The 4,631-nt window shown below is 43.4% G+C and carries 4 protein-coding genes; 2 read left to right on the top strand and 2 right to left on the bottom strand.

Translation table 11 applies throughout. From position 1 onward, the window contains the following. The first annotated feature begins 89 nt into the window (after window positions 1-89). Together MHN01_RS17180 and MHN01_RS17185 are read left to right on the top strand one after the other, a co-directional pair. Window positions 90-629, top strand: a complete 540-nt coding sequence (locus MHN01_RS17180; RefSeq protein ID WP_239412461.1) for a DUF4377 domain-containing protein — start codon at window positions 90-92, stop codon at window positions 627-629. A gap of 32 nt (window positions 630-661) precedes the next feature. Then, window positions 662-1,651, top strand: a complete 990-nt coding sequence (locus tag MHN01_RS17185) for a threonine/serine dehydratase (RefSeq protein ID WP_239412462.1) — start codon at window positions 662-664, stop codon at window positions 1,649-1,651. Window positions 1,652-1,653: 2 nt separating this feature from the next. Here MHN01_RS17185 and MHN01_RS17190 read toward each other — a convergent pair whose 3' ends face one another. Then, window positions 1,654-2,547 carry a YjjW family glycine radical enzyme activase gene (locus MHN01_RS17190; protein ID WP_239412463.1) on the bottom strand — a complete coding sequence of 298 codons (894 nt, stop codon included), beginning with the start codon at window positions 2,545-2,547 and terminating at the stop codon, window positions 1,654-1,656. Next, window positions 2,513-4,048, bottom strand: coding sequence for a YjjI family glycine radical enzyme (locus tag MHN01_RS17195; protein ID WP_239412464.1), 1,536 nt, complete (start codon window positions 4,046-4,048; stop codon window positions 2,513-2,515). Before MHN01_RS17195 ends, MHN01_RS17190 begins: the two co-directional genes overlap by 35 nt. Between the last annotated feature and the right edge of the window lie 583 nt (window positions 4,049-4,631).

Genomic DNA, 4,631 nt, shown 5'->3' on the forward strand with positions numbered 1-4,631 from the left:
AATTTTGTTGTGCGATAAATATGGTAGAAATTAACTAGGCAATTTTTAAATAGATAGAATTAACATAGCATTTTTCTTGAGGGACATTTATGTACAGAGGTATTATTTCTGCAGCCATAATCTTAACAACTCTTTATGGTTGCTCTTCGGAAAGTTCGCAGGGAACAGAAAAGCTGCTCACCATAGATTCTCACCAAAGTACTTGCCAGGGTATGTTTCAGCAATTATGTATGAGAACTAAGTCAGTCGGTAATAATGAGTTTGAGCTCTTTTATGGTGACATTGAAGGCTTCACTTACAGTTGGGGAACGCTGTACGAGGTCAAAGTGAAAATCACAAATATTGATAACCCGCCAGCAGATGCCTCTTCTCAAAAAGAGCAACTTATTGAGATTCTATCTTCAACTGAAGATCAGGTCGGTGCCTCTTATGAGTTCAACGGGGTAGAGATGCTGAGCTCAACGTTCACTAAAACTGATGGAAATTATTATTTCCTGGGCAAGAGCTTCGAGTGTGCTTCTGGTACAGACTGTGATGCTCTAGTCGCACTTAACAATTCAGGTGGTTTGGTTAATGTAACCTTTAAGTATTTAGGAAATGCAACGATCCAATTGGTTAGTTGGAGTTAGCCTAATCGACCTAAGACATCAAGGAGGATGAAATGATCACGATGAACAACATTAAAAATAATCCTATTTCCATTGTAGAGGTGATGGCGGCAAGATCTCCTATATCGAGAAAGATGAAATCATCACAGTTAATTCGCTATGAAGGTCTTTCGCAGTTACTTGAAGCTGATGTGTATGTAAAGCATGAGAACCAGAATATAACAGGTAGCTTTAAAATACGTGGTGGTATTTATTTAATGGCTAACTTGAAGCGTAATGGTGTTGAAGGTGTTGTTACGTTCTCAACGGGCAATCATGGTATATCAATAGCTAAATCAGCAAGTATGTTTGGACTTAAAGCTGTTGTTGTTGTTCCTGAAAATACCAATCCTTCAAAAAAGAATCTTATTCTCGAAGCCGGAGCGGAGTTAGTTGAAGCAGGTTCGAACTTTGATGAAGCGGCAATGATTGTAGATTCAATCTGTGAAAAGAGAAGCTTCTATTATGCTCATCCTGCTAATGAACCATGTCTTATCAATGGGGTAGGGACTGAGTTTGTTGAAATTATCGAAGAGTTACCAGAGGTTGATGTTGTGATTCTGCCCCTAGGAGGCGGTAGTGAAGTAGCGGCTGCTACTGTTGCTTTTAATGCTCTTAAGCCTGATGTTGAAATTATCGCGGTACAAGCGGAAAGATCTTCTGCTGCCTATCAGTCCTGGCGTGAAGGGAACATCATGCAATGTAGTAATGAAACTTTTGCAGGAGGCTTTGCTACAGGAACTGCTTATTCAACGACATTCAATATCTACAAAGAAGCACTATCAGACTTTATTTTGCTTACAGAGAATGAGATTTATAATGGCATAGCCTTAGCTGCTCATTATACGCGCAATATAGTAGAAGGTGCTGGGGGCTCGACAATAATGGCAGCTATTAAAGTAAAAGATAAACTCAGAGGCAAAAAAGTAGTTTTACAATTTAGTGGTAGCAATGCTTCGGCAGAAGAGTTGAAGTATGCATATAGTCTAGATAGCTTCTCATAGATCTAATTTCCCATCATCGGTGGCAAAATCACATTCCTCACGCTTAACTGGGTAAGTTGTTCGGCAAATGCTGTTATCTCTTCTTTGCTACACGTGGGCCATCTCAGTGCTTCGCCCGTTACGCCATGATGCTGGAAGGCATTGACGCGGATGCGGGTGTTCTCACCAGGTAACATGACGAGATAGTCGGCCAGCGCCGCAATTTCTGATTCGAAGTCGGTAATTGTCGGAATAACTAATAGACGAAGCTCGTGCAGTTTGTTGTGATTACTGAGCAAGTGGATGGATTGAAATACCCTATGATTATCACGGCCGGTTATCCAGCGGTGAGTCTCTTCCTGCCAGGCCTTCAAGTCGATCATCGCGCCATCAATATATGGGATAACTTTTTTCCAGCCGGTTTCGCTCAGGCTGCCGTTACTGTCAATCATGCAGCTAAGATGCTGTAGATCCGAATTCGATTTTATCGCCTGAAAAAGCTCAATGATGAAATTAAGCTGTAAGGTCGCTTCGCCGCCAGTAACCGTAATGCCGGTAATGAACAAGCTATTTTTGCGGATGACTGCTAGCATGTCGTCAACGGTATATTGCTTTGTCTTCGGGCTTGACTGGTTAGGGCAGACATCGATGCAGGTGTCACAATGAGTGCAGGCATCGGCATTCCAGCGAATCTGGTTTTTGCCTTGTTCGTCAGGAATCAAGCTCAGAGCGTTGGCCGGACAATGTTCAACACAATCACCACAATGGTCACACAACCCGATAGTATGCGGGTTATGGCAATTCTTGCAATTGAAGTTACAGCCTTGCAGGAATATGACGAGCCTGTTGCCAGGCCCGTCAACGCAAGAGAAGGGTAGTGTTTTACTGATCGTTGCAGTAGCAAGGCGACTGTTCATGCGAAACAACTCTTGGTTTTCGGTTTAAGATGCCAGTATTGTTGGCTGCCTCTGCGCCAAGACCTGTGGTATTGGTGCGTGAGCCGTTTTCTTTGAACTTGGCAATATCCGAAAGTTTTATCATATAGCCTGTTACACGGATCAAATCATTCGAATCAACGTTGGCGGTAAACTCGCGCATCCCCAGGCTTAGTGCACCTTTACAAAGCTGGTACATTGCCTCGGGGTTGGACTTCACCGTTTCATCGATAGTGATAATTTCGCTGATACCGGATGTGTAATACTGGTGGTGTTCGGCCAGAGCCTGAATATGGCTGACAGGATCCGGTTCTGTGCCATAAGGTATGCGGACTCCCGGTGTGACATCAAGATCCAGGCTGATACCGCCTTGAGCGTGTAGTAGCGCACGATCATTGTAGCCGTATGTCACTGGCGTTGTTTTGACGATCGTATTCAGTGCTGCTGAAATTTGATAACCGAGTTGGTTGGCTATATCGTCATGACCATAGCTCGCGTCTATTTGTTCTTTTTCAAGTAATAGATTGACGGCCTCGGCCATACCGTATATCCCGAACATGGGTGAAAATCTGGATTGATCGATTAGCTGCTCTTTGACCAGGAAGCTGTCAAAGAAGTGAGAGTCTTGATGCAAGAATGTCGAGCGGGCCTCAATCAGCTCATACATGAGTGAAGCGTAGTGAGGCAGCACCTCTGAGAGAAAATCTTCCTGGTTTTTTGCTTTAAGGGCGACTTGCTTCAGGTTTAACCGAACAAGAGTATTGGCACCACCAGCCAGCGGGAGCGAGTTGTAGCAGCTTACAATGCCAAACCCTTTATCGTCATAGGCATTGGCATGTACCGGATAATTGGCGATATGTGGCTTGCTGCATTCGCAGATATTCTTTGTTGCGATTCGCAGTAGCTCGTCAGGTGTAACTGACGGGTCGTACATGAAGGTTAAGTTCGGTGCGACCTGTTTTAGCTCGGCATCAATGCGCAGAATAGTCCGGCAGACAATATTGTCTGTGGGGCCGATATTTACGTGCATGAAGGCATCGGGAAGGGTGCGATCGAGCATGATCCAAAATAGCTTTAGCTTCCGATAAAGCGTATCTTCGTTGACTCCCTCGACAAAGGGCATCAGTAAGTCGTCGAGTTGCCCGAGGTAAACCGGAATGTTGGTGACCGATGGAACATGGTGGTAGATAATCGTCAGTGCGTTAAGTGCTTCATCGAGATCTTGTGGTGCCGATAGCTCCAAATATTGAGAGCCTTGCTGAAGGAATTTGGCATAATCAGGCAAAACATAACGAGGTTTGAATGGCGCGTTGCCTTCGAACATATCACAGATGATGCCTTCATCCATCGCTTCTTTAACTGCATACGTAATAGGAACATTAGGAAGACTCGCGTCGGCCTCCAAAGCCAGGTAGGAAGATTTCTGCTTTGGTGTCAGTGTCGGATCGGTAACGATTTGGTGGAGTTTTGCCTGAATGGTCATAACTAATACCCATTTGAAACTTATGGTTACCACACTAGCGTTTTTGGGTTATTTCCTGAAGTGAAATTCTTAAAAGTTTGTTTTGTCGAAATGGAAATCCGCATTTAATCGTCACACATTTGGTTATCTTGTACGGTTTGCTAATTTTGAAGGTAAGCTGGGAAAAGTGAATATAAAGCCGATCTTAAATACCCAAGCTACCTCAAGATGCAGGATTCAGAGTGAGGCCAGCGGGCTCAGTTCAAGGAAAATAACGGTAGGAATGGTAGCCCCTTTCAACGTTATTTGACACAGAAATGAGTTCGTTGGCTCACTCCCAAAGGGCGAGTTTACTTGGCTTCTATGCGTTGTTACCGATTATTGATTTAGATCCACTAGATCTTCAAATCGGCGCCTAGCCTAGTAGCCAAGTAATTCTCGCTGAAACGAGCATCTTGAGGTAGCTTGGGTATATATGTTGCTATTAAATTATGAAGTGCACCTTTTAATAGGAAAGTATTATAAAAGTTAATTAAATAATATTATTAGTCATATGGTAGATAATAAAAAAGTACTAACCAAATAAAGTTATCAGTTATTGGTG

Origin of the sequence: Photobacterium sp. OFAV2-7 (assembly GCF_022347985.1) — a bacterium.
Taxonomy (GTDB): domain Bacteria; phylum Pseudomonadota; class Gammaproteobacteria; order Enterobacterales; family Vibrionaceae; genus Photobacterium.

Excerpts from the sequence above, each read along its gene's own strand:
- MHN01_RS17180 (WP_239412461.1), top strand. The coding sequence starts at position 90 with ATGTACAGAGGTATTATTTCTGCAGCCATAATCTTAACAACTCTTTAT.
- MHN01_RS17185 (WP_239412462.1), top strand. The coding sequence starts at position 662 with ATGATCACGATGAACAACATTAAAAATAATCCTATTTCCATTGTAGAG.
- MHN01_RS17190 (WP_239412463.1), bottom strand. The coding sequence starts at position 2,547 with ATGAACAGTCGCCTTGCTACTGCAACGATCAGTAAAACACTACCCTTC.
- MHN01_RS17195 (WP_239412464.1), bottom strand. The coding sequence starts at position 4,048 with ATGACCATTCAGGCAAAACTCCACCAAATCGTTACCGATCCGACACTG.